General features: G+C 62.9%; 20 protein-coding genes. 11 read left to right on the forward strand and 9 right to left on the reverse strand.

The window, feature by feature from the left end; translation table 11 throughout:
• Positions 1-158, reverse strand: a 158-nt coding sequence (locus tag AC1DW2_RS17945; RefSeq protein ID WP_477006897.1) for a helix-turn-helix domain-containing protein, incomplete at its 3' end; no start/stop codon positions are given.
• Positions 159-513: 355 nt separating this feature from the next.
• Between AC1DW2_RS17945 and AC1DW2_RS17950 the strand changes: the two genes are divergently transcribed.
• Positions 514-1,710, forward strand: a complete 1,197-nt coding sequence (locus tag AC1DW2_RS17950) for an acetyl-CoA C-acyltransferase (protein WP_477006789.1) — start codon at positions 514-516, stop codon at positions 1,708-1,710.
• 113 nt (positions 1,711-1,823) lie between these two features.
• Positions 1,824-3,119, forward strand: coding sequence for an MFS transporter (locus AC1DW2_RS17955; protein WP_477006790.1), 1,296 nt, complete (start codon positions 1,824-1,826; stop codon positions 3,117-3,119).
• On the opposite strand, the gene AC1DW2_RS17960 is transcribed toward AC1DW2_RS17955, so the two are convergent.
• The 3 genes from AC1DW2_RS17960 to AC1DW2_RS17970 all read right to left on the reverse strand — a co-directional run bounded on the left by AC1DW2_RS17960 (position 3,116) and on the right by AC1DW2_RS17970 (position 6,453).
• Positions 3,116-4,519 carry a carbohydrate porin gene (locus AC1DW2_RS17960; RefSeq protein ID WP_477006791.1) on the reverse strand — a complete coding sequence of 468 codons (1,404 nt, stop codon included), beginning with the start codon at positions 4,517-4,519 and terminating at the stop codon, positions 3,116-3,118. The two genes, AC1DW2_RS17955 and AC1DW2_RS17960, sit on opposite strands and share 4 nt — an antisense overlap.
• Positions 4,520-4,540: 21 nt before the next feature.
• On the reverse strand, positions 4,541-5,557 hold the full coding sequence (locus tag AC1DW2_RS17965; protein ID WP_477006792.1) for a transporter: 1,017 nt from the start codon (positions 5,555-5,557) through the stop codon (positions 4,541-4,543).
• A gap of 113 nt (positions 5,558-5,670) precedes the next feature.
• The gene (locus AC1DW2_RS17970; RefSeq protein WP_063983825.1) at positions 5,671-6,453 is read right to left on the reverse strand and encodes an acetoacetate decarboxylase; all 783 of its coding nucleotides are present in this window, start codon (positions 6,451-6,453) and stop codon (positions 5,671-5,673) included.
• A gap of 221 nt (positions 6,454-6,674) precedes the next feature.
• Here AC1DW2_RS17970 and AC1DW2_RS17975 point away from each other — a divergent pair, with 221 nt between their 5' ends.
• On the forward strand, positions 6,675-7,850 hold the full coding sequence (locus tag AC1DW2_RS17975) for a patatin-like phospholipase family protein (RefSeq protein WP_135214333.1): 1,176 nt from the start codon (positions 6,675-6,677) through the stop codon (positions 7,848-7,850).
• Between the two features lie 463 nt (positions 7,851-8,313).
• Positions 8,314-9,114 carry a type 1 glutamine amidotransferase domain-containing protein gene (locus AC1DW2_RS17980; RefSeq protein ID WP_477006793.1) on the forward strand — a complete coding sequence of 267 codons (801 nt, stop codon included), beginning with the start codon at positions 8,314-8,316 and terminating at the stop codon, positions 9,112-9,114.
• Positions 9,115-9,231: 117 nt separating this feature from the next.
• Here the strand turns inward: AC1DW2_RS17980 and AC1DW2_RS17985 are convergent, their stop codons facing one another.
• The 4 genes from AC1DW2_RS17985 to AC1DW2_RS18000 all read right to left on the reverse strand — a co-directional run bounded on the left by AC1DW2_RS17985 (position 9,232) and on the right by AC1DW2_RS18000 (position 13,053).
• The gene (locus tag AC1DW2_RS17985) at positions 9,232-9,885 is read right to left on the reverse strand and encodes a TadE/TadG family type IV pilus assembly protein (protein ID WP_028157690.1); all 654 of its coding nucleotides are present in this window, start codon (positions 9,883-9,885) and stop codon (positions 9,232-9,234) included.
• Positions 9,885-10,442 carry a TadE/TadG family type IV pilus assembly protein gene (locus AC1DW2_RS17990; RefSeq protein ID WP_135214335.1) on the reverse strand — a complete coding sequence of 186 codons (558 nt, stop codon included), beginning with the start codon at positions 10,440-10,442 and terminating at the stop codon, positions 9,885-9,887. The genes AC1DW2_RS17985 and AC1DW2_RS17990 overlap by 1 nt, the downstream gene beginning before the upstream one ends.
• A gap of 10 nt (positions 10,443-10,452) precedes the next feature.
• On the reverse strand, positions 10,453-11,877 hold the full coding sequence (locus AC1DW2_RS17995) for a TadE/TadG family type IV pilus assembly protein (RefSeq protein ID WP_477006794.1): 1,425 nt from the start codon (positions 11,875-11,877) through the stop codon (positions 10,453-10,455).
• Positions 11,878-12,258: 381 nt separating this feature from the next.
• Positions 12,259-13,053, reverse strand: coding sequence for an IclR family transcriptional regulator (locus tag AC1DW2_RS18000; protein WP_063983830.1), 795 nt, complete (start codon positions 13,051-13,053; stop codon positions 12,259-12,261).
• Positions 13,054-13,290: 237 nt separating this feature from the next.
• On the opposite strand from AC1DW2_RS18000, the gene AC1DW2_RS18005 reads away from it, so the two are divergent.
• The 6 genes from AC1DW2_RS18005 to AC1DW2_RS18030 all read left to right on the forward strand — a co-directional run bounded on the left by AC1DW2_RS18005 (position 13,291) and on the right by AC1DW2_RS18030 (position 19,379).
• Positions 13,291-14,451 carry an aminotransferase class V-fold PLP-dependent enzyme gene (locus AC1DW2_RS18005; RefSeq protein ID WP_477006795.1) on the forward strand — a complete coding sequence of 387 codons (1,161 nt, stop codon included), beginning with the start codon at positions 13,291-13,293 and terminating at the stop codon, positions 14,449-14,451.
• Positions 14,452-14,480: 29 nt separating this feature from the next.
• A complete protein-coding gene (locus AC1DW2_RS18010; protein WP_477006796.1) occupies positions 14,481-15,377 on the forward strand; it encodes an amino acid ABC transporter substrate-binding protein in 897 nt (298 codons plus the stop codon).
• Between the two features lie 62 nt (positions 15,378-15,439).
• Positions 15,440-16,234, forward strand: coding sequence for an amino acid ABC transporter permease (locus tag AC1DW2_RS18015; protein ID WP_247311993.1), 795 nt, complete (start codon positions 15,440-15,442; stop codon positions 16,232-16,234).
• Positions 16,231-16,923 (forward strand): amino acid ABC transporter permease, encoded by a 693-nt coding sequence (locus tag AC1DW2_RS18020; RefSeq protein WP_477006797.1) that lies wholly within the window; start codon positions 16,231-16,233, stop codon positions 16,921-16,923. Before AC1DW2_RS18015 ends, AC1DW2_RS18020 begins: the two co-directional genes overlap by 4 nt.
• A gap of 40 nt (positions 16,924-16,963) precedes the next feature.
• Positions 16,964-17,731 carry an amino acid ABC transporter ATP-binding protein gene (locus AC1DW2_RS18025; protein WP_441268269.1) on the forward strand — a complete coding sequence of 256 codons (768 nt, stop codon included), beginning with the start codon at positions 16,964-16,966 and terminating at the stop codon, positions 17,729-17,731.
• A gap of 172 nt (positions 17,732-17,903) precedes the next feature.
• Entirely contained in the window at positions 17,904-19,379 is a 1,476-nt protein-coding gene (locus AC1DW2_RS18030; RefSeq protein WP_477006798.1) for an FAD-binding oxidoreductase, read from the forward strand.
• Positions 19,380-19,399: 20 nt separating this feature from the next.
• On the opposite strand, the gene AC1DW2_RS18035 is transcribed toward AC1DW2_RS18030, so the two are convergent.
• A complete protein-coding gene (locus AC1DW2_RS18035; RefSeq protein ID WP_477006799.1) occupies positions 19,400-21,436 on the reverse strand; it encodes a molybdopterin-containing oxidoreductase family protein in 2,037 nt (678 codons plus the stop codon).
• A 269-nt stretch (positions 21,437-21,705) separates the two neighbouring features.
• Here AC1DW2_RS18035 and AC1DW2_RS18040 point away from each other — a divergent pair, with 269 nt between their 5' ends.
• Positions 21,706-21,981, forward strand: coding sequence for a DUF3303 domain-containing protein (locus AC1DW2_RS18040; protein ID WP_038941960.1), 276 nt, complete (start codon positions 21,706-21,708; stop codon positions 21,979-21,981).
• Positions 21,982-22,225 lie beyond the last annotated feature (244 nt).

Genomic DNA, 22,225 nt, shown 5'->3' on the forward strand with positions numbered 1-22,225 from the left:
TCCCGATCGCCGGCCTGCCAGCGCGCCAGCCACTTGTAGCCGACGTCAGGACTGATGTTGAACCGACGGCACAGTTCGCGCCGGTTGGCGCCCTCCTGCAAAGCCAGCCGCACAAACTCGTGACGCTGATCCATCACTGACACCTCGCTCCAAGGCATGGACGGCCTCCCGAATCGGACCAATCCAGCCAATGTTGATGTGTCAGCTATGTCTCCGAACACCCGTCAGTGATCTGTCCGGGCTAAACAGAAGGCGGGGCATCCAGTACGCCGCGGCCCCTCGATTCATCACAGCTGTCTCGGAGTACTGGATCGCCCGCCTTCGCGGGCGATGACAGTGTTTGGTGTGGCGGCTACCGCCCCCCTAGCCGCACCCTAAGCCGCACCCCTCCTCCAATCGAACGACCAAATCTCATCCGAACCACGACAATTTCTCATGCCGGCCGCGGTTGCATTTTTTGCGCCGCATCATATGATGATCATAATCTTTTCCGTCATCGCTGGGAGTTTCATCATGGCCGAAGCCACCGATCCCGTCGTCATCGTCTCCGCCGCCCGCACCCCGCTCGGCCGCTTCATGGGCGAGCTGTCGCCGCTGGCGGCACACAAGCTCGGATCGCATGTGATCAACGCCGCGCTGGAGCGCGCCAAGCTTGCGCCCGCGAAGGTGGATGAAGTTTTCATGGGCTGTGTGCTGCCGGCCGGACAAGGCCAGGCGCCGGCTCGCCAGGCGGCGCGCGCGGCCGGCCTGCCCGACGCCACGGGCGCGACCACGGTCAACAAGGTCTGCGGCTCCGGCATGAAGGCGACCATGCTGGCGCACGACATCATCCGCGCCGGCTCGGCCGAGATCGTCGTTTCCGGCGGCATGGAGAGCATGAGCAACGCGCCCTATCTGCTCGCCAAGGCGCGCGGCGGCTACCGCGCCGGGCACGACCGCATCATCGACCACATGATGATGGACGGGCTGGAGGATGCCTATGAGACCGGCCGCTCCATGGGCGATTTCGGCGAGGCCACCGCGGAGGCGTATCAGTTCACCCGCAAGGACCAGGATGCCTACGCGATGGAGACGCTGAGCCGCGCGCGCAAGGCGGTCGAGGGCGGCGCGTTCAAGGCCGAGATCGCGCCGATCACGCTCACCGAGAAAGCAGGCCCGCGCATCGTCGCCAATGACGAGCATCCGCTGAAGGTCGATCCTGCGAAAATCCCCGGATTGAAGCCGGCGTTCCGCGCCAACGGCACCATCACGCCGGCCGCCTCCTCCGCCAATGCCGACGGCGCCGCGGCGCTGGTGCTGACGAAGCGCTCGCTCGCGGATCGCAACGGCCTGCCGGCAATCGCCGAGATCAAGGGCCACGCCACCCACAGCCAGGAGCCGCAATGGTTCACGACGGCGCCGATCCCGGCGATCCGCAAGCTGCTCGACAAGGTCGGCTGGAGCGCCGGCGACGTCGACCTGTTCGAGATCAACGAGGCCTTCGCCGTGGTGGCGATGGCGGCGCAGCGCGACCTCGGCATCCCCCGCGAGAAGCTGAACATCAACGGCGGCGCCTGCGCGCTCGGCCATCCCATCGGCGCCACCGGTGCGCGGCTGATCGTGACGCTGCTGCACGCGCTCGAGGCGCAAAACCTCAAGCGAGGCGTCGCGGCACTCTGCATTGGCGGCGGTGAAGCCACGGCCATCGCCGTGGAGCGTCTGACGCACTGACCTAGACACGTCCGAAAATGAGGGAACTCTGTCATTTTCGACAGACACGTTCCGTGCCATTCTGCAAGCTCGTGCAGGTGTCTCAAAGCCTGCCCATCAAACATTGAGGCCCAATGATCTCGAACTGGCTCGCGGCGACACTCAGCCGCCGCAACATCCACTACGGTTGGGTGATGGTCGGCGTGACCTTCCTCACCGCGCTGATCAGCGCCGGCACGGTCGGCGCGCCCGGCGTCTTCATCGTCCCGCTTCAGCACGAGTTCGGCTGGAGCACGGCGCAGATTTCCTCCGCGCTGTCGATCCGCTTCATCCTGTTCGGGCTGATGGCGCCGTTCGCGGCCGCCCTGCTCAACCGCTACGGCCTGCGTAACGTCACGCTGACCGCCCAGCTCATCGTGGTCTCGGCGCTGGTCCTTTCGCTCGGCATGACTGAAGTCTGGCAGCTCGTGTTGCTGTGGGGCGTCGTGATCGGCATCGGCACCGGCATGACCGCGCTGGTGCTGGGCGCCACCATAGCGACGCGCTGGTTCGCCGCGCGGCGCGGCCTCGTCGTCGGCATCATGACTGCGAGCGTCGCCACCGGCCAGCTCGTATTCTTGCCGTTGCTCGCAAGCCTGACCGAGCGTTACGGCTGGCGGCTCGCGCTCGGCTTCGTCTGCATGGCGCTCGGCGTCTCCGCCATAGCGGTTCTCCTCGCGATGCGCGACCGGCCGAGCGATGTGGGCCTGCGCCCGTTCGGCGACGAAGGCACCGAGCCCCTGCCGGCCCCGCCGGTCAGCCATGGCTCGATCACGGGCGTGGCGCTCGGCACGCTGCGCGACGCCTCGAAGTCGCGCGCGTTCTGGATCCTGTTTGCGACCTTCTTCGTCTGCGGCGCGTCGACCAACGGCCTCGTCCAGGTGCATTTGATCCCGATGTGCCTCGATTTCGGCATCCCGCAGGTGCAGGCCGCAGGCCTGCTCGCCGCAATGGGCATCTTCGACTTCTTCGGCACCATCATGTCGGGCTGGCTGTCGGACCGCTACGACAACCGCTATTTGCTGTTCTGGTACTACGGCCTGCGCGGGCTCTCGCTGATCTTCCTGCCCTTCAGCGACTTCTCGTTCTACGGGCTGTCGATCTTCGCGATGTTCTACGGCCTCGACTGGATCGCCACGGTGCCGCCGACGGTGCGGCTCACCGCGCAGAAGTTCGGGCCCGAGCGCGCCAATCTGGTGTTCGGCTGGATCTTCGCCGGTCATCAGCTCGGCGCAGGCACCGCGGCGTTCGGCGCCGGTTTGTCGCGGACGGTCTATGAGAGCTACCTGCCCGCGTTCTTCATCGCCGGCGCGCTCTGCGTGTTCGCCTCGCTGATCGTGCTGGCGCTGTCGCGGCAACCGAAGGCCGAGCCGAGGCCGGCGATGGCCTAGTACCTGATCGTGGTGGTGACGCCGAAGACTGCGGCGTCACCGATCCGCGACACGCCGGTCGGATCGTTTGGATTGGGGATGCCGCCGGAGGGGCGGAACACGTATTGGAAGTAAGGCGCGATCAGCCAGCCCGGCTTGATATGCGCCTCGTAGATCATCTCGATCAGCGTCTCGTTGCTGCGCACCGGGCTCTGGATGCCGGTGAAGGCCTGCGTATCAATGTCAAGATTGCGCGCAGTGTTCGAAATCCGCATATAGGCCATGGCCACGCCGAAGCGATCGAGCGGACGGCTTGGCGTGAAGCCGACGAAGCCGATGCCGCCGTCCACATAAAGGTCGATCAGATTGCGGTCCGGCGGGCTGTAGGCAATGCGGCCGAACGCGGTGACGCCCGGGATCGAGGCTGACGTGCTGTTGTCTTTCACCTCCGGCGGGCGATAGAGCACCTGCTCGATGACGGCGAAGATACCGTAATTGCCGCGAAGTCTTGCAGGTACACCGCTTCCGCCGGGATCGGCGATCGAGAGCCCCTCGGCCGTAAAACGCTGGCTGTCGAACGAGCCGTAATGCTTCCAGGCGCCCGGCGTGAAATTGCCGGCGAGCGGCCGGCCGCCGATATCGATGTCGTAGTTGAAGCGGACCTGCCCAATCACCCACGGCGGATCGTTGACGCGGAACGCCAGGCCATGATGGTCGCGCAGCTGCGGATCCGCCTCGCCCGGGCCTGACGGATCGCCGTTGAACACCGCACCGAACACGGTGATGTTCTCGGTCAGCGCCGCCTTGATGCGGATGCCGGGCACCGCGATCGGCGGTGCCGGGCCGCCGGCGGGAAGATTGCTCGCCTTGATCGCGGGCCAGCCGAAGGTGCCGTTGATGAAGAGGTCGTCGGTCTGGCTGTCGAAGAACTCGACGTCGGCGGCCTGCTGGCCGGCCCTGATGTTCAGGCGGTCGCCGAAGAAGCTCTGCTCGAAATAGGCGTTGTAGAGCCGCTGGTCCGGTAGCGCCTCGATCTCGCTGATGGTGGCGAGGTTCATCACGTAGTTGCGGGAGAGCCCCTGCCCGTAGATCACGAACGCATTGGCGTAGAAGCGGCCGCCGGTCCACCCGACGAGCTTGTCGAGATCGGCATCGACCGAGAGATCGAGGCGGCCGAAATGGATGGCACCACGCTTCACGCCGCCGGAGACGTTGGCGATGTTGTCGGCGATATAGGCGGCGCCGAAATTCAGGCCCTTGTTGGCGAGCCCGTCATGCCATTCGTTGAACCATTTCGGCGCCAGCCATTCGGCCGCGCTTTCGTCCTTGGCGCCGGCGAAGGCGCTGGTGCTCGCCATTGTCGAGGCCAGCGCAATCGCGGCCGCATTTCGCAGCGGAAATCTGTGGGACGTCCCGATCACGGCTGATACCGGCTGCGTACGCTACCTGAAGATACCCGTGCGCCGCATGAACAGATAGGCCGCGCCGACCGACGAGGCCATCAGGAGCGCCGCCCAGAGAAATCCGCTCTCGACGTCGGTGAGCGGCAGGCCCTTGGTGTTCATGCCGAAGATGCCGGTGATCAGGGTCGGCGGCAGCAGCAGCGAGGTCACGATGGAGAGCGTGTGGAGGTGGTGGTTGCTCTCCTCCTCGTTCTTGAAGCGCAGCTCCTCCTCGAGCAGGCGGCTGCGTTCGCGGAGCTCGACGATGTCGTGATCGAGCCCGTCCAGCCGCTGCGCCAGTTTGCCGGCGTGAATGCGCAAGGCCGGCGCGAGATGATCGGTGTTCTTCTGATCGAGGCGGTGGAACAGCACGCGCAGGCCGGTGAGCTGGCGATGCAACCTGACGCAGGTCCGGCGCAGCCGGCCGAGATTGCGGCGCATCTCCGGCTTGGCGTYGTCGGCCAAAATCCGTTCCTCGATGTCGTCGATCTCCTGGCCGAGCTTGTCCGCCATCCGGTCCAGCGTGTCAGCGACCTCGTCGACGATCTTTTCCAGGAGATGGGCGACGTTGTCGACGCGATAGCCGCCTTCGAGCACGCGGCGCGTCGCATCGGCCGAGCACAGCGCCTGATGCCGGCCGCTGACGAGAAGATGCTCGGTCATGGCGAAACGCAGGAACGCGGTCTCTTCCGTCGCGCTGTCGATGTCGCGCACGAGATCGGAGAAGACGCCGTAGACGCAGTGGTCGATGACGTGAAGTTGCTGGAAAGTGTCGTTGGACAGCAGGAGGTCGCGCGCGAGCGGCGGCAGCTGTGACGCCGCGATCCAGGGCCGTGCGCGCGCATCGGTCAGGTTGAAATGCAGCCAGAGCCGGCCGTCATGGCTGAACTCGATCGGCTGGTCGATCGGCAGCGCCTCGGCACTGCCGTCGCCGTGCAGCCGGAACGCCCAGACCAGGCCGGGAATGGCGGGCACAGAATCCGATATCGCGCTGACAAGCTTCGCCGGCTCAGCCATGGCCAACCCCAACCGTCAACAAATGCCCCGTTTCCGGAAGATGGCTGACGGCATCTTCCGGACCTCTCACGGGTACTCAATTACGGCTTTGTTACAGTTTGATGATGGCCGCCCTACTCCGCGGCCAGCCCCGTCGCGGCCATCGCCTCGGCCTCCTTGACGTAGTCGTGCACGACGCGGCCGAACGGCAGCGTGAGATCGGCGATGTAGTGGTGCGCGCCCAGGCAGCGGCGAACCGGGAAATCCGCAACCGGCGCGTTGACATGCGGCACCAGATGCAGCCGGCCGGGCCCCATCCAGGAGCCCTTCGGCACGATGTCGATGAGGTTGATCGCGACGAGCTGACAGACTTCGAGACGGCCGTCGACGCCCGGGATCATCTTCAGATTGATCTGCGTCTTCGACAGCGTCGCACGGGTGCGATCGCCGTTGCCGGCCATGCTCTCGTGCTTGTAGCCCATCGTGCCCATGGCGACGAGCTGACCGGCATATTCCAGCGTGCCCGTCAGCGTGTCCTTGACGATCTCGAGTTTCGGATGGGCATATTTCTTGGGAAAGCCCCAGATCTCGCGACCCGCCGCGATCGGCGGATCATCATCCAGATACATCTGCGAGACGAAATTGACCTCCTCGCCGTTGAGGCGCGCGGGGATGACGAGGCCGGATTCGGTGTAGCTGCCGAAGCCTGAGGAGTCCGGCATCTTGATCCATTCGTAGTGCACGATCGGCTGGTCGATCGGCTCCAGCGGCTCAGGCAGACCGGCGCGGATCAGCTCCGGATCGGTCTCGTAGGTGATGACGAGGAATTCGCGGTTGACGAAGCGATAGGGCCCGGCCGGATAGCTCGGCCCCGCCGCTGGCATGGACGGAAGTCTCAGCACGTCTTCCCTGCGCATCCTGATCTCCTGTGTGTGATGCCCGCCCGGCGGCGTCAGGCCTAGACCGCAAATTGCTAGCCGCCGTCATTGACTGCGATGTGAAGGATTTCCGTCAGGCGCACGACCTCCCGCCATTCCCGCTGCGGTCGGACCTGCATGCGGACGATGCATCGGCGCTGCAATTGTCATCACGCCGTCACTGCCGGACGCAATCGTTTGGTCCACGCTAGGAGGCACCCATGGACGCCCGCACGTCGCAACCGGCTCATCAGACGCATCAGCCTCCCGCACGGGGCTGGCGCCCCGAACGCTGCGACCGCGTCGCGCTGGTGCTGCAAGGTGGCGGCGCGCTCGGCGCCTACCAGGCCGGCGTCTACCAGGCCCTGCACGAGGCCGGCATCGAGCCCGACTGGGTCTGCGGTGTTTCAATCGGTGCGATCAATTCCGCCATCATCGCCGGCAACAAGCCGGAGAAGCGGCTGGAAGCGCTGCGCATCTTCTGGGAGCGCATCACCAATCGCAAGATCTGGCATTACACGCCCGACGGCGACATCTTCCGCCAGTGGCGCAATCTCACCAGTGCGTGGATGACGTCGGCGATGGGCCAGCCCGGCTTCTTCACCCCGCACCAGGTCAATCCCTGGTTCAGCCCGGTCGGCGCGCGCACCGCCACCAGCTATTACGACACGATGCCGCTGAAGGAGAGCCTGCTGGAGCTCGTCGACTTCGACCTCATCAACGAGAAGAAGGTTCGTTTCGCAGTCGGCGCGGTCAACGTGCTCTCGGGCAACTTCATCTATTTCGACAATTCCCATGACGAGATCGAGCCGGAGCACATCATGGCCTCCGGCGCCCTGCCCCCGGCGCTGCCGATGGTTCGGATCGGCACCGATCATTTCTGGGACGGCGGCATCGTCTCCAACACGCCGCTCCAGCATCTGCTGGACCAGGAGGATGCGCTCAATTCGCTGGTGTTCCAAGTCGACCTGTTCAGCGCTCGGGGCGTGCTGCCGCGCTCGATCCAGGACGTGATGGCCCGCCACAAGGACATCATGTATTCCTCGCGCACGCGCCACAACACCGACGTCTACCGCCGCACGCACAATCTCAAGGTTCTGCTCTACAAGGCGCTGGCGAAAGTCCCGGACGAGCAACTCTCCGACGAGGATCGCCAGCTCAAGTCGAGCCTGCGCCGCATGCCGGAGATCGCGATCCTGCACCTGATCTACCAGCAGAAGGCCTATGAGGGCGACGCCAAGGACCATGAGTTCTCGGGCACCTCGATGCGCGAGCACTGGACGAGCGGCTACGAGGACACCAAGCGCACGCTGAAGCGCCGCGACTGGATCAAGATGCCGGACGAAGGCATGGGCCTCGTGGTGCACGACGTGCACCGGGAGACGGAGAGCGCGTAAAGCGCCGCGCGCGCTGCTCCAAACAAAACTGCGAAAACAACCCCATGCACAGTAGACGAGGCATTGCGGATCAACAACTTACGTTTTCCGAAGACGGTTTGACTCGTCGGGCAAAACAGGAGCATGATGGCATCATTCCAAAATCGCACGATGCATCCGCTCCAGGCCGATCGCGCCACATGGTCAGACTGCGCCGCATCCCCTAAATTGCGCGCGGAATGACGTTGGGAGGCTGGCTTGCGCGCCATCAGCGAAGCCGCTTACTTCTTCGACAGCGACAGATTTTTCCCTCCGCAGGAGCCTTCGGGGCGAGCTTGCGTAGCGAAGCGGCGTGCTCCGCCCGATCTGCTCCGGTCGTTGCTTGAAACGCCAGAACGGTCGTCGCGGCAGGTTGCCGTTCGCGTCGGCCGGATTGTTATGAAGTTCTAACCGCAAAACGATCAAGCAAATCGGAGGAGATCGCATGTCCAAAGGAAAAGTTCTCGTTGTCGGCTCCAATGCCACCCGTATCGAAATCCGGGGTGGCGGCACCGGACCGACCGGCCAATACCTCAATGAAACCGTCGTGCCGGCAATGGCCGTGATCGATGCCGGCTACGAGGTGGTGCTGGCGACGCCGAACGGCAAGCAACCGTACATCGATCCGGCCTCCGATCATGCGGCCCATTTCGGCGGCGACGAGAAGGCCTACCGGCGGGGACGCGATTTCTTCGACAAGGACCCGTCGATGACCAACGTGCGCACGTTGCGCGCGATCGTGGACGGAGGACTGGATCAATATGCCGCCGTTTTTGTCCCCGGCGGGCAGGGTCCGGTCGTCGACCTCATGCAGGATCCCGAGCTCGGCAAGATTCTGCGATATTTCCACGAACGGAAGAAGATCACGGCGCTGCTCTGCCACGGACCGATCGCAACTCTGGCCGCCCTGCCCGACGCCAAGGCCTATCGCGCCGCCCTGATCGCTGGCGACAAGGCCAAGGTCGCGGAGCTGGGCAAGGGCTGGCAATATGCGGGATACAAGATGACGGTGTTCACCGCCTCGGAAGAGATACCGATCGAGGAGCAGTTCCTGCACGGCAAGATCTACTTCACCATGCCGGACGCGCTGGGAGCTGCGGGTGCCGAGGTCAGCCGAAGCACCGTCGACTTCGAGCCTTACGTCGTCGAGGACCGCGAGCTGATCACCGGCCAGAATCCGCGGTCCGACCATCCCATCGCGGCAAAGCTGATCGCAGCGCTCGACCGCGCCACTGTGGCGGCGTAAGCGTTCACCCCAATGTCATCCGGCCCGGTGCGCAATTGCGCTCAGGGGCCGGGAGGAAATCGGGACAGAAGCGTGCCTCAGCGGCATCCGGCTTCTTTCGGACCGCGTTCCGTGAAACTAACAGGTCTTCTGCTGCAAGTGCTGCACGCAGGTGCAGGTCTTCGCCGCCGGATATTTCACGTCGTAATAGGGAAAACTCGACGTGGCGGGGGTGTTCGTCGAGCAGCGGGGGAACAGGTAATAGCTGTCGGACAGCTTCACCGTGCCGGCGATCGTGAAGCCGAGGTTGGGCGCGTAGTCGTAGGACACCTCGCTCAGAATGAGCGAGATGTTGGCATTGCTGGTGCCGCCCGGCGCGGTAAAGGACGACAAGGTCATCTGCTGACCGGCGGCCCTCGCCCCCGACGTACTGGTCGACTTGCTCCATTGCACCGTCGCGTTGCCATTGCTGTCGGTCGAGACCTCGGAGACCGTGATCGTCATCAGCGAGGTGCTGCCGTTCTTGATGGGATAGGGAGCCATGATGGAGCTCGCCGCAGCGAGAATGCCGTCCATCTGGGTCGACGTGACGGCCGTGTTCTGCGAGATCATGTCGGCAACGCTGTGCGCAGTCGCGCTGACCTTGACGTTCATGGCGAGCCCGTTCCCGAGCTCGACGCCGCCGACATAGAGCACCAGCATGAACGGCGTCACGATGGCGAACTCCGTCGCTGCAACAGCGCGTACATCGGTCAACATCTGCCGAGCGCGAGACGACAGGGCGGAGATCATCAGGTAGCTCCTGGCTCGTTCTGGAACGCGGCGGACGACATGAGCAGCCGGTTGCCATTGCTAAGGTTCGAGAGATTGAAGCCGAGCGGCCCGAGCACGACCGGCCAGACATACATGACGCGGAGAACGACGATATCGCCGGAATCGCCCGGATTGTATTGCCAGCTGTTGGTCACATTGCCCGAGCCGTCGAAGGTCAGCGTGGGCGTCGCCGTGTTCGCGGAAGACCAGGACGTTGCGACCTGCATGTCGACCATCAGACCGCTGCAATTGAACAGGATCACGATCTGATCGCAGACCTTCTGCTTGAAAACCGCCTGGTTCATCTGCGCCGACTGAACCTGCCCCGTCATGACGAGACGCGCCGACTGGCGCACCACGGTTTCAAGCATCTGCTGGGCAAAGAAAACCAGAAACGTCTGGATGAGCGCGATGATGAGGGCGAGAAACGGCGCGGCAACGAGCGCGAATTCGACGGCCGTGGCTCCGCGGCTATCGCCGGCGAAGGCGGCGCAGCGGTTGCGGCGTCTTTTCGTTGTCGTGACCTGTCGGGTCATGGCCCCTTCCCTACTGCACGAGGCTGGCCGTGCTGGACGCAACCTTGATGAAGAGGTTGGTCAGCGCCGCGGAAATGTCGCCACCTGTCTGCACGCTCGCATACAGGCCGGGCGACGCGCACGATTGCAGCCGTGTCGCGATCGTACCGGTCGACGAGGATGGATTGTTGAACTGCGAGATGCGGCTCGTGTACCAGCTGTCGCTCAGCTGCAGATACTCGGTGTAGAGGACCGCGATGCGAATGCCGCGGTTCTTGATCGTCGTGCAGACCGTCGTGTCGAGCGGTTGCTGGCACCGCAAGGTCGTCGAGTTGGCTGTCGGAAGCGCATAGGTGGCATTGGGGTCGCAGGAGCCCCCCGTCTTCGGGATGAGCTTGTCCTCGACGCCGTCGGTGACGAGGAAGACCACTTCCTGCGGCGTATCGCCCGCCTGATTGGTGCCGGTGCCTGGCGCAGGCATCACGGTGTTGACGCCCGTGAGCCCGCCCGAGATATCCGTGCCGTAGTCGGTGGTGTAGGTGCAGTTGCCCTTGCTATCGACAATGGGGCAGTTCTGGTGGTCGACCGTCAGGAGCTGAATGTTGGTGATCTTCGTGGCGGCGGTGTCCGGCGTGGTCAGCACCTGAATCGTGTTGAGGGCGTAGTCGAAGGTGTAGATGGCGGCCTTGTAGGTCGTGTTGTTGAGCGCCGACATGCACTGCATGACGCCGCCCGTCACACCCGCCTGCGGGCACGTCCAGGGTCCCTTCAGCAATTGCGTAACGGCGTTGGTCACGAGATCGATGCGCAGTGTGATGTTGTTTGCGCGTGCGACGGTGAGATTGTCCTTGTTCGTCGAGCTGGCAGTTGCGTTGTTGGGACGCGCCTCATGGCAGGCGAACGAGCAATTCTTCGCGTAGCTGGGCTGGTTCTTCGTGGCCGCGATCATGTTGGTGATGTCGGCCTGCGTCGCAGCAAGCGCCATCGACGGCGAGTCGTCCAGCAGCAGGTAGAAATTCATGTTGGGCGCACTCGACGCCTTCGCCGTTGAGGAGCCAGAGACGTCCCAGGTCTGCTTGCCGAGAACGCTGGGGAAATTATTGACGGACTGCGCGGTGTACGAAACCGTGATGCTTCGTGCGAGGCCGGAATCCGTGACGGTGATGGTCGGCGTCGGCGTCGCCGTCAGACCGGGAAGATTCGCCTTCGCTGCAAAGACGGCTGCCGCGGTCGCCTGGACGACCGTCTTGTCGGTCTGGGTCAGCATCGCCGGCCGCACGGCTGCGATCGCGGCCGCGTCGGCGGCTGCGTTCAATTGCTCCCGCTTGCGGACGGCCTGCGTGTAGTCGAGCGTCATGCCCAGGAGAAAGACGATCGGGACCATCGTGAGGGCGAAGATAACGGCGATGTTGGCCGTCCGGTCTCTTGCGAAACGGAGCACTACCCGGCGGAGCATGACCTTCATCCTGATTGCCGTCGTGGCGGCAGAGAGCAAATTCCTAAAGTCTTTTGATCGGGGCAACCGGTGGGATTACCGCTGCCGGTCAGCCCGCCAATCGCAGGCTGGAATATGGATATGGCCTTCTTAATCAACACTTACGGGCAATCCACAAACAGGGAGTGCAACGGAGTGAGATGTTCCATATCGAGAAGACATCATTAACGTCGGTTAAACGCGATCGCAGAGATTGAGGGGTAAGCGGCCTCAGGTGCGGTCGATACGGCCTCAACGCCGGCGCTGGCGGGTGCGTCCGGTGGGCTGCGCAGCATCACCGCGCAGCAGGCACGTCGGTCTGGTTAAGGACGGCTATGGCACAGAGGCCAAGGCATCATGCCGTCATTGGGCATCTGCGCCATCGTCGTCTTCAACTTGCAGAATGGTGTCGGATAGCAGAGCGGCGGCCTTTTGAAGCGGCGCTATGAACCGGTCCAGTTCGGCGAAGCTCACGCGGGCCACCGGTACAGAGACGCCGAGGCAAGCGATCAATTCCCGATCCGGTGACAGAATGGGGACGGCGCACCCCACCACCCCCTTGACGTACTCTTCGTTTGTCTTGGCCCAGCCGCGTTGTCGCGTCTCCTCGAGAACCTTCATCAGCGCGTGGACATCGACGATCGTCGTTTCGGTGAATTTGGTGAGGGGTAGCGCGCGGCACAGCTTCGCCCGGATCCGCTCGGGCAGTCTGCTCATATAGATCTTTCCGGTCGACGTGCAGTGTAACGGCGCCGCTTCCCCCGGATTGAACTGAAGACCTTGCGGCTCCGAAACGCGAACGCTGTCGACATAGGCAACGACGTTGTCGCGTACGACGCCGATCTCACACTGTTCGCCGATTTCTCCCGCGACCGCCCGAAGCACCGCATGCCGCCGCGCAGTACGAAACGCAGCGCCGATGACGGTGGCTGACAGTGTGACGAGCTGGTTGCCCACAACGTACCGCTTGGTACCCAACGCCTTCTGAAGCAATCCGCGGTCTTCGAGGTTTCCGATCAACCTGTGTGCCGTTGGAAGCGGCAGCGAAAGAGCCTTTGCGATCTCCGCGGCCGAGACGGCTTTGCGCTGGTCGGCAACATGCCGAACGATCGCGAAAGCCCGATCCAACGGTCCTTCCTTCCCAATTCGCTTCGTCATTTCCCACCCGGCCAAAACTGGAAGTGAAATCAAGATCAAAGCCTAGTATTATCATTTTTCGGAATAAAACCTATTGAAATTCGACATAATTGATTGTCGAAATCCTGAAAGCTCATATTCTTGGCGTCACCGGCGATTGACCAGAAATTGTGCAGTGCGGTCTCGCCGTTCCGAAAATCGCGCTCCGCCGCTTGGCCGGGAGCCAAGTTCTGCCGGCGCGCTCAACAGGAGATGTGCATGTCTCGTCATTACGACGTGGACGCCGTGAGGAAGGAATTCCCCGCCGTCGAACGGATGGTCTATCTGGACTCCGGGTTTCAAACGCCGCTCGCGCGTCCCGTGAAGGCCGCGATCGAGCTTTTCCTGCGCGAGGGCTTCGAGACAGCCGGTCCGAAGAGCATCTGGCTCGATCGGGTCGAGCAGACCCGTGCCAAGGTCGCCCGCTTTCTCGGTGTGACGGCGGACGAGATTGCCTTCACGAAAAACACGTCGGAAAGCATGAACATTGCGGCAAATGCACTGCCGCTGCGCGCCGGCGACAACGTTCTGATGATCCACGGCGATCATCCGAACAACGCCTACGCGTTCCTCAATCTGCAACGGAAAGACGTCGAGATCCGCTTCATCCCAATGACGGAGGTCGTCGACGCCGACAGCTTTGCTCCCTTCATCGACGAAAGGACGCGTGCGATCTCGATGTCGCATGTGACTTTTCACGCCGGTCACCGCTTTGACATCGAGAGCGTCGGCGCGATGTGCGTCAGGAACAAGCTCCACTTCGTAGTGGACGTGATGCAGGCCATCGGAGTCGTGCCTGTTGACGCCAAGGCGATCGGCGCAAGCTTCATCGGCTCCGGCAGCCACAAGGGATTACTGGTTCCGCAAGGGCTCGGGCTGCTCTATTGGGACAAGACGCTCAAAGAGCTCGAGCCGGCCTATCTGGCGGCTGCGAGCCTCGCCGAGATCCCGAGCGATCTCATCGCGCGTGCCGACAGGATGGCGCCCTCGCCGGCCGCCAGGCGCTTCGAGCTCGGCAACTTCAATCTGCCCGCAGTCCACGCCCTCGGTGCCTCGCTCGACATGATCGAGCAGATCGGGGTGCAGAACATCCAGAACCACTGCTTCGATCTCGGCGATCACCTGATTGCGCGCCTGGACGAGCTGGGCGTCCGCCTCGTCGGTCCGCGCGAACGCAAGCATCGCGCTCCGCACATCTACGTCATCGCCCTGCCCGCGGCAGACTGGCTCGGCCATTTCGAGGAGAACGGCGTGCGCGTGTCGCCCGAACGAGATGGCATTCGCGTCTCGCTCGGCATGTTCAACACTGCCACCGACATCGATCGCCTGATCGACGTCATCCGCCGGCGAGGGCTCGGACGCCCATCCGTCGCAGCTTGAGTTTGACAAACGATGGGAAGGCAAGAACCATGAAGAAGCTCGTTCAGCTATTGGGACTTCTCCCGGCGCTCCTGGCTGTCAACGCAAGTCCGGCCGCGGCAGCCGACAGCCCGACGCTCGACAAGATCAAATCCAGCGGATCGATCACGATCGGCTACCGTGAGGCTTCGATACCGTTCTCGTACCTCGGGCCGGACCAGAAGCCGATCGGCTTCTCGCTCGATCTCTGCGCGGCGATCGTCGATCGCATCAAGGAGGAGCTGAAGTTGCCCGGTCTGAAGGTCAACTACACGCCGGTAAACTCCTCGAACCGGATTCCCCTGATCCAGAGCGGGACTGTCGACATCGAATGCGGCGGCACCGCCAACGACAAGAAGCGGCAGGAACAGGTCTCGTTCTCGGTCGCAACGTTCGTCAGCCAGCCGCGCTGGCTCGTCAAGGCCGCCAGTGGCGTGAAGACCGCCGGCGATCTGAAAGGCAAGACGGTTGTCGCTACGCAAGGCTCCAACGCAGTAGGTTTCGCGCAGAGCGTCAACGCCAAGGCGCAGCTCGGCCTCAACATCGTCCAGGCCAAGGACCATGCGGAGTCCTTCCTCATGCTGAACACCCGCCGTGCCGTCGCCTTCATGGAGGACGATATCCTTCTCGCCGGGCTCAAGGCTGCGGCGCCGAATCCGGACGCGCTCCTGTTCCTTTCCGAGGGTTACGCGAAGATCTACTATGGGCTGATGTTCACCAAGGGCGACGCCGGCTTCAAGAGGCTCGTCGACGACGTTCTCTCCAAGCAGATGGCATCCGGCCAATTCGAGAAGACCTACGCGAAATGGTTCACCAGGCCGATCCCGCCCAAGGGTGAGAACCTCGCATTCCCACTCACCGACGAGTTGATGGAGCGGATCGCACATCCCAGCGATGCCGTCGACTGATTGACGGAGCTGATCGTCCCGGAAAGTCATCCTCGTCCGCACCTGCAACCCGGAGGCTCGCGATGTTCGGAGTGCTTTTTGAACAGGCGGCAGACGGCCAGCGCTATATCGACTGGCTTCTGTCGGGTCTCGGTTGGACCCTGGCTCTGGCCTTCTTCGGCTGGTGGATCGCCTTCGGTATCGGCGTGTTCGTCGGCGTGGGCCGCACGGTCCAGAATCGTTTCATCTCGATTCCGGCCCGGCTCTACGTCGAGATATTCCGAAACATCCCTGTCCTGGTGCAGATGTTCCTCTGGTACTTTGTTTTCCCGGAGGTGGTGCCGGCCACGCTCGGAAATGCCATCAAGCAGATGCCGCCGCCTTGGGCATCGTTCTTCCCGGCACTCCTTTGCCTGGGACTCTACACGGCGTCTCGGATAGCCGAGCAGGTCCGGGCCGGCATCGAAGCGCTTCCTAAGGGGCAGATCGAGGCCGCCAATGCTCTCGGCCTCAGCGGCTACCTCACCTATCGCTACGTCGTCGTGCCGCAGGCTCTGCGCCTGATCGTGCCGAGCCTCACCAGCGAGGTGATGGGAATATACAAGAACACCTCTGTCGCACTCACGATCGGCTTGATGGAGCTGACCGCACAGGCGCGCCAGATCAGCGAGGCAACGTTCCAGACATTCTCGGCATTCGGCGCGGCGACGATCATCTATCTTTGCCTGGCGCTGGTTGCGTATCAGATCATGACGCTCATCGACAAGGCCTTCAGGATTCCGGGTAGCGCCCCGGTGAAGCTCACTGCTGAACAGGATCTCGCCGCCGACATGCAGCAAGGCAGCGCTCTGCCTGGCGCCATGGAGACCGTGAAATGAATACCCTCGATTTCTCGATCGTCGCGCAGTCGTGGCCTTATCTCTGGTCGGGCCTGCTCTTCTCGCTTTCGCTCACGGCGGCCGCATTCGCCATCGGCATGGTGCTCGGAACCTGTCTTGCGCTGGTACAGCACTTCGAGGTCCCGGTGTTCGCGCAGATCGTTCGCGGCTACGTCGCGATCATCCGGTCGATCCCGTTGATCCTGGTTCTCTTCTGGTTCTTCTTCCTGGTGCCGATCGTGCTTGGGCACCTGAGCGGCAACGGCCGCCCGGTCCCGATCGGGGCGACCTACACGGCGTTCATCACCTTTGGCTTGTTTGAAGCCGCCTACTACTCCGAGATCATCCGCGTCGGACTGCGGGCCGTGAACAAGGGGCAGTTCGAGGCCTGCCAGGCGCTCGCGCTGTCGACCTACGACACCTACCGCCATGTCGTCCTGCCGCAAGTCTTTCGCGTGGCGAGCCCGATCATCCTGAGCCAGACGATCATCCTGTTTCAGGACACGTCTCTCGTTTACGTGCTGTCGTTGACGGATCTTCTGGGCGCGGCTTCCAAGCTCGCACAGCTCAATGGACGTCTCGTCGAGATGTACCTCGTCGTCGCGGTGGCCTACCTCGTCATCAGCTCGGTGGCCTCCCAGTGCGTCGCCACCCTTCGCAAGCGATATGGCCTTGCCACGGCACGATGATCATCGGGATACCAAACGGCCTCGTATTTGGGAGACGAACATGCCTCAAGCGACTGTCAGCAATGCCACGCAGCCCAGTGCAATCGTGCTCGTCGAGAACGTGATGAAGCGATTCGGCGCATTCAATGCGCTGAACGACGTCAATCTCAGGGTCGGCAAGGGCGAGAAGATCGTGCTGTGCGGCCCTTCGGGCTCCGGCAAGTCGACGCTCATCCGGTGCATCAACCATATCGAGAAACACGACGGCGGCAGGATCGTCGTCGACGGTGTCGAATTGAGCAACCGCATGGCCGACATCAACAGCGTGCGCTGCGAGGTCGGGATGGTCTTTCAGAGCTTCAACCTCTTTCCGCACCTCACGGTCGCCGAGAACTGCATGCTGGCTCCGATGAAGGTTCGCGGCATCTCGCAGGCGGAAGCGCGCGATCGCGCACTCGGCTTGCTGCGGAAGGTCCGCATCCAGGATCAGGCGGACAAGTATCCCGCACAATTGTCGGGTGGCCAGCAGCAACGCGTCGCCATCGCGCGGGCGCTGTGCATGCAGCCCAAGATCATGCTGTTCGACGAACCGACGTCCGCTCTCGACCCCGAGATGGTCAAGGAAGTGCTGGACACCATGGTCGAGCTGGCACGAGATGGAATGACGATGGTCTGCGTGACGCACGAGATGGGATTCGCCCGCGAGGTCGCCGATCGGGTCGTCTTCATGGATCGCGGAAGCATCGTGGAAGAAGCGGATCCGGAGACATTCTTCCGGGCTCCGCGCACGGAACGGGCGAAGGGCTTCCTGAACCAGATCATCCACTAGAATTCCGCTCGGCCGAGACCAAGCGCCGTCGGTGACGGGCACCTGCTCGGCGCGTTCGTCCACGGTCCTCCGCTTCGAGACATATTGCCATTAGACTCCCCGCCGCAAACGTGGAGAATACCCCTGCACGTCACGTGCGCAGTGCACACCAAGATGCGCCAGGGGAAACAAAATGCCGGCTGCCTTCCCGTCGTCCCTACCCACCATCCCGACCGCTCCTTTGACCGCCCGGATGCGCAACGCGTTGCGCGCGATCGTCGGCGAGAAGGGCCTGATCGAGGACGAGCACGGCAAGCAGCCGTTCGTGACGGATTGGCGCGGATTGCTGGTTGGCGGCGCGGGCGCCGTCGTTCGTCCTGGCAGCACCGAGGAAGTCTCCAAAGTCGTCCGGCTTTGCCATGAGCACGGCGTCGCGATCGTGCCGCAGGGTGGCAACACCGGTCTGATGGGCGGGGCCACGCCCTGGCCGGCGCACACCGGTATCGTGCTGTCGCTCGGCCGCATGAACCGCGTGCTGGACGTCGATGCCGTCGGTTACGCGATGACGGTCGAGGCCGGCTGCGTTCTCCAGACGCTTCAGGAGACCGCAAGCCGTCACGACAGGTTCCTGCCGCTCAGCCTTGGCGCCCAGGGCTCATGCATGATCGGCGGCAACCTGTCGACCAACGCCGGCGGCGTGCAGGTGCTCCGCTATGGCAATGCGCGCAATCTCGTCTTGGGGCTCGAAGTCGTGCTGGCCAACGGGGACATCTGGGACGGACTGCGTGCGCTCAAGAAGGACAACACGGGCTACGACCTCAAACACCTTTTCATGGGCGCCGAGGGAACGCTGGGCATCATCACGAAGGCCGTCCTCAAGCTGTGGCCGGCGCCGAAGGACGTCTGCACGGCGTGGCTGGCGATCCGCGATCCGCGCGCGGCGCTGGAGATCCTGTCCGAAGCCCATGCCGCATCAGGGGACAATGTCGGCTCCTGCGAGCTGATGAGCCGCAGCGCCATCGACATGGTGCTGCGCCATATTCCCGGCACCCAGGATCCTCTCAAGGCGGACACGCCATGGTACCTCCTGCTTGAATGGTCGTCCTCGCGGGCCCGGCAGGACGGGACCGAGGGCATGACCGAGAAGCTGGAGCAGTTTCTCGCCGATCAGCTCGAGGCCGGCCGCGTGCTCGACGCGGCATTGGCGCAGACGGTCGGTCAATCGCGCAACATGTGGCGCATCCGGGAAAGTGTCGCCGAGGCCTCCCGTGCCGAGGGGCCGGGACTGAGCTACGACGTGTCGGTGGCCATCTCCAGGATTCCCGGGTTCATCGACCAGGGGCTGAAGGCCGTGTTCGACATTCTTCCGACCATTCGCCCCTATCCTTTGGGGCACATCGGCGACGGCAATCTGCATTTCTCGTTCATGGGCCCCAAAGGCATGGATCAGCAGACGCTGACCCAATATTCGTCCGCCATCACGCGGGCCGTAAACGATCTCATCACTTCCATGGGCGGCTCGATCTCGGCGGAGCACGGCATCGGCATCGACAAGCTCGACGAGCTCAGTCACTACCGCTCGAAGACCGAGCTCGACATCATGCGCACCATCAAGCGCGCGCTCGATCCGCAAAACATCATGAATCCAGGCAAGGTGCTGCGGCTGTGATCGACGCCGGATAGCCTCGTCTACAACGATGCCTGCCTTCGCGCGACCTCCACGCGGGCGCCGTAGTCGGACTGGCCTACGGAGAAGTGAAAAAGACTGAGAGCGTCTCCGGTCAGGACCGCGTCGCCGGACGTGAGATGATTGAGGCCAACCCAGCCATCGCGCATCCAGACCACCCCGGGCTTGACGTCGTCGGTGACGCAGGCCTTTGCCGCGAACTCGCCCCGCTGATTGTAAATCCTGATCGCATCCCCGTTGCTGAGCTGACGCGCCTCTGCATCCACCGGCGATATCCAGAGTTGCGGGGCGACATTGTGCTTTGCCAATGCCGGGAGAGCCTGGCCCTCGTCATAGAACGAATGAAAATGTGTCAGCGTCCTTCCGAAGCTCAGCGACAACGGATAGGACGAAGCCTGGTCGCCGCCGTGCACCGGAAGCGGCGGAAGCCCGAGCCTTGCCGCCTGCGGCGAGCAGAATTCGATCTTCCCGGACGGTGAATCGAATTTCCGATCCGCATAGGCGACCGCGGGCACGTTAAGAGGCAAAAAGCCACCGGCAGCGCGCAGCGACGCAACAGTCGCATGGCCGGTTGTCGTGTCATTCAAGATGACATCGATCACCTCTTCGATCGACGCCCACGGAAAGAAGTCAGCAAGCCCGAGGGAGTCTGCCAAAGAACTCAGGATTTCATAGATCGGGCGCGTCTCTCCCTCCCGTTCCAGTGCGCGCTCCATCAGATAGAGGTGCGTGTTCGTCACCTTAAATCCCAATTCCTCGAGCCAGGCGGTTCCAGGCAGCAGCACATCGGCGAAACGCCGCGCCGTTTCATTCATGAACAGATCGACGCAAACGACCAGACCCGTCTTGTCGAGACCATGGGAGATTTCACCGGCGTCCGCGAAGGACGACAGCATGTTGGTCCCCAGCAGGAGCAAAACCTTGAGCTGCCCGTCGGACAAGGCCTTTGCGATGTCGGGCATTTGATTGGCAACATAATTGCCCGGCGCGCGTGCCACACCCGTATTCAGATTGCACATGGCCGCACTGTGGGCGCCATGACGTGGGCCGAGACCGCCGCCTGCAACCCCAAAATTGCCGGTCAACGCCGGCAGACAGCTGATCGCACGCGCCGCGTGCCAGCCGTTGGCACTCTTGTGCATGGAGCTGCCGCCGAGAAGGATCATGGCTGGTCGCGTGGACGCGTACGCTCTGGCGAACGACGCAATCTGGCCTTCCTCAAGACCGGTCTCGGCTGCTGCCCAGGCCGGCGTGAAGGGCAGAACGTGAGACGACAATTCCGCGAAGCCGACGGTATGCGCTTCGATGAACTCAGAGTCATAGAGCTTTTCAGTGACGATGACGTGCATGACGGCCAAAGCGAACGCAGCGTCCGATCCAGGGCGGATCAGGAAAACTTCATCCGATTGAGCCGCCGCTTCCGTTCTCCTTACATCGATCGTGATGACTTTTGCCCCGCGACGCCGAGCCGCGACGATATGACGGGCGGTATTGGGCTGACTCGAAATGTTCGCGCCCCAAAGCACGATCATGTTCGAGTTCTCAGCCATATCCTCCTTGGTATTGACCTTGAGCGCGCCCGTCAGACCCACTCCAAAACCGCCAAGCCCCCAACAGACCATTGCAGGATGCCAGTTCTGGCATCCATACATATGCGCGAAACGCTGCATCAACTGCACCGTCACGGCACTGCCCACGGTGAAGCCGCCATGCCCCGCCCATAGACCCACCGCCTCGGGCCCAGCCGACCGCATCCGCTTCGCCATGAAATCCAGCGCCTCGTCCCAGCTTACCCGGCGCCAGATGTCGGTGCGGCGATCGTCGCGAATCTGGGGGTAGAGCAGTCGCTTCGGATTGCCGAAGATCTCGCTGGTCGCGCGCCCGCGAACGCAAAGAAACCCGGCACTGTCCGGATTATCCTTGTCTCCGCTCAGCGTCTTGAGCCGACCGCTCTCGACCTCAACCTGCATTCCGCAAAACGTCGGGTGGCAGTTCATCGGACACATGGTGCGGACGATCTTCGCATCGACAGCCGACATGAGCGAGCCCTCCCGGTCTCATTCCCGAGATGATCTTATCAGAGACGGGATAGGTCGGCAGCCCCAATGAGTTCCCCGTTCGCGCCGCTACGGCCGTATCGTCATGTTCTCCGGCGGACGCCGGTGACACACGACCAAGTCCGCTACGGCGCCTCCATCGCACTAACCCACGGCTTCATTCGCCGTTGTTATTCGACATGCCAGCGCTATTGTGCGCGGGCGGCGCAGCCGCGGCATTCATCCAATAGTTCAGATTATGGGAGAATCGCATGAAATTCATTACAACCTGGAGTGTACCTCAAGGCACCTTCAATGCAGCCGTCAGCCGTTTTCTGGAAACCGGCGGAGCGCCACCCGAAGGCGTCAAGATGCTGGGCCGGTGGCATGGCATGAACGGACAGGGATTTGCGATCTCTGAATCGAGCGATCCAAAGGCGATGTATCGCTGGCTCGCACAGTGGGCTGACCTGCTCCCATTGACCGTCACACCCTGTCTGGAGGATGGCGACGCGGGCGAAGTGATGGCCTCGCTGCCCAAGCGCTAATCGTCAATCCTCATGTCGCTGCCGCTGAAGACCGGCGGCAGTGACATCCCCGGCAGGTCTAAAATGTCGATCTGTCCGGCCGAAGGCGTGGCCGTTTCCGTGGCGGCTTACAACGAATGTGTTTGCGGGTATTTCGATAGGGCCGTCAGTGACGGCCGCGATTCCTTTAGCGCTCAGGTGGCGGGCGTGGAATCACCCATTGCTCGAGGCGATCGATTGATGCCTCCCGTTCATGCTGGCCCAG

This window comes from Bradyrhizobium sp. P3_C3 (assembly GCF_056402655.1).